This is a genomic window from Terrisporobacter muris (assembly GCF_024621905.1).
GTDB lineage: Bacteria > Bacillota > Clostridia > Peptostreptococcales > Peptostreptococcaceae > Terrisporobacter > Terrisporobacter muris.
Window position 1 is genome coordinate 1 of record NZ_JANKBY010000492.1, and the last position, 1953, is coordinate 1953.

The following is a 1953-nucleotide window of genomic DNA, read 5'->3' on the forward strand; positions in this document are numbered from 1 at the left end:
ATAATATTTTCAATAGTTCTGCTGAATACTCAACTAGAGAAGATGTTATCACCTTTATAGAAAAAGGTATTGAACTATTAACTAATAAATAATCATTATAAATGGACTCTAGGTTTATGCTTACAAAAATCTAGAGTCCATTTTAAATTTATATATTTTTTATCTTATAATTTTATTTTTTTATAGCCTTTTAATAGCATAATCCACATGCTTCATACCCTTGAGATTTAGCTTTTGATTCAGTCATTTTAATAGCACCCTTCATCCCATGAGCATCTCTAGATAAATGATATTTATTTGAACTTGAATTACCTCCGTTGGCATATACAATTTCATTAACATTACTTTGGTTTGTATTATTATTAGAGCTATTTGAAGTTGAAGTTGATGTTGCCCCTCCACCTTTGTTATATGCATCTACATCAAATCCTTTGTCTGTAACATATCCGTCTACTGACCATATATTTAATTTCTTAGCCTTGGCTTTATCCTGAGCAGCATATAAAGTGTCTAGATGTCTTTTTTGAGAATAAATATATCCAACTCTTGCAAATCCTTTCTCTATAAGACTTTCATTGAACATTTTCCAACTTTTATCTTCTTTGCTGTAAAACCATAAATAACATAAATGTCTATTATATTTATCAGTTTTGTCTCCATTATCATATTCTAGATATACTTTTTCTCCTGCTTTAAGTGACTGTTTGGCAAAATTTGATGCATCTATTGAATATGGCTGTGGATCCACACCTGGCTTAACTGATTCTGGTGTGTCTACTAGCAATAATCTTAAACTAACTGTTTCTCCAGAATCTTTTAATTTCACCTTTACTGTATCACCATCAATCACTCTTTCTACAGAAGCCTCTGCTGATCCCTTTGGCACAGAATTATCATTTGTTTCCTGAGTGGTGTTAGATCCAGTTATTGTACTTAATGTACCTGTAGCACTAGAACATCCTCCAAAGAATAATGATAAAGACAATGCTCCTACTAATAATAATGATTTAAATTTGTTTGTCTTAAATAATTTCATATGTCTCTCCTTATTATTTCTACATTTTTTTACATTTTTTTAAGTAATAATATAAGTATAACTTTTTTATAACAAATACTAAATAAATTTTTGTATTAATTTGCCTTACAATTAAAAAAGTCATATGGACGTAAATCCATATGACTTAAATTACTAACTATTTACTAATATTCTATTTCTTATTTGCTCCATACGATTATCTAAATCTGCACTAATTTTCGCACATTCTACTAACTCTCTAGCTAAGAAGTCTGCCTCATCTTCAGGTATATCTTTTTTATAACGTAATTTATGCTCCAAACTTGCCCAAAAATCCATTGCGATAGTTCTTAGTTGAACTTCCACTTTCATATTTTTCTTTTCATTTTCTAAGAAAATCGGCACTTCTATAATCAGATGTAGACTTCTATATCCACTTTCCTTAGGATTTTTTATATAGTCTTTCACTTCTACTAAAGTTATGTCATCTTGTTGCAATAAACATTCTGCCAGTAAATATATATCTTCTGGGAAGGAACAAATAACCCTTATCCCTGCAATATCATTTATATTTTTTTCTATTGATTCTAGAGAAAAAGGATAGCCTTTTCGCTTTAATTTTTTAACTATTCCTTCTGGTGACTTTAGTCTAGATTTTATTGTTTCTATTGGATTTCTATCATATTGAAGGGAAAATTGTTCATTTAATACTTTGAATTTTGTTTCCACTTCCATAATTGCACAACGATAATAAGACATAAGTTGATTAAGAGGCATCATATTACGTTGAAATAAATCTATAACATTGTCATCAATTAATCCTTTTATAAGTTGATCCCTTATTTGCTCTTTTATCATTTGTAGGCTCTCCCTCCATATCAAAATAACTCATTATAATTGTTAATTTATTTTTATCATTTTTATATTAACTCTAAATT

2 protein-coding genes are annotated in these 1953 nt (G+C 28.7%); both read right to left on the reverse strand.

All coding sequences use genetic code 11. The annotated features are described in order from the left end of the window. Window positions 1-190 precede the first annotated feature (190 nt). The gene (locus tag NSA58_RS19640; protein WP_052233004.1) at window positions 191-1036 is read right to left on the reverse strand and encodes a thermonuclease family protein; all 846 of its coding nucleotides are present in this window, start codon (window positions 1034-1036) and stop codon (window positions 191-193) included. Between the two features lie 153 nt (window positions 1037-1189). Beyond that, a complete protein-coding gene (locus tag NSA58_RS19645) occupies window positions 1190-1873 on the reverse strand; it encodes a GTP pyrophosphokinase (RefSeq protein WP_039679927.1) in 684 nt (227 codons plus the stop codon). Window positions 1874-1953: the final 80 nt, after the last annotated feature.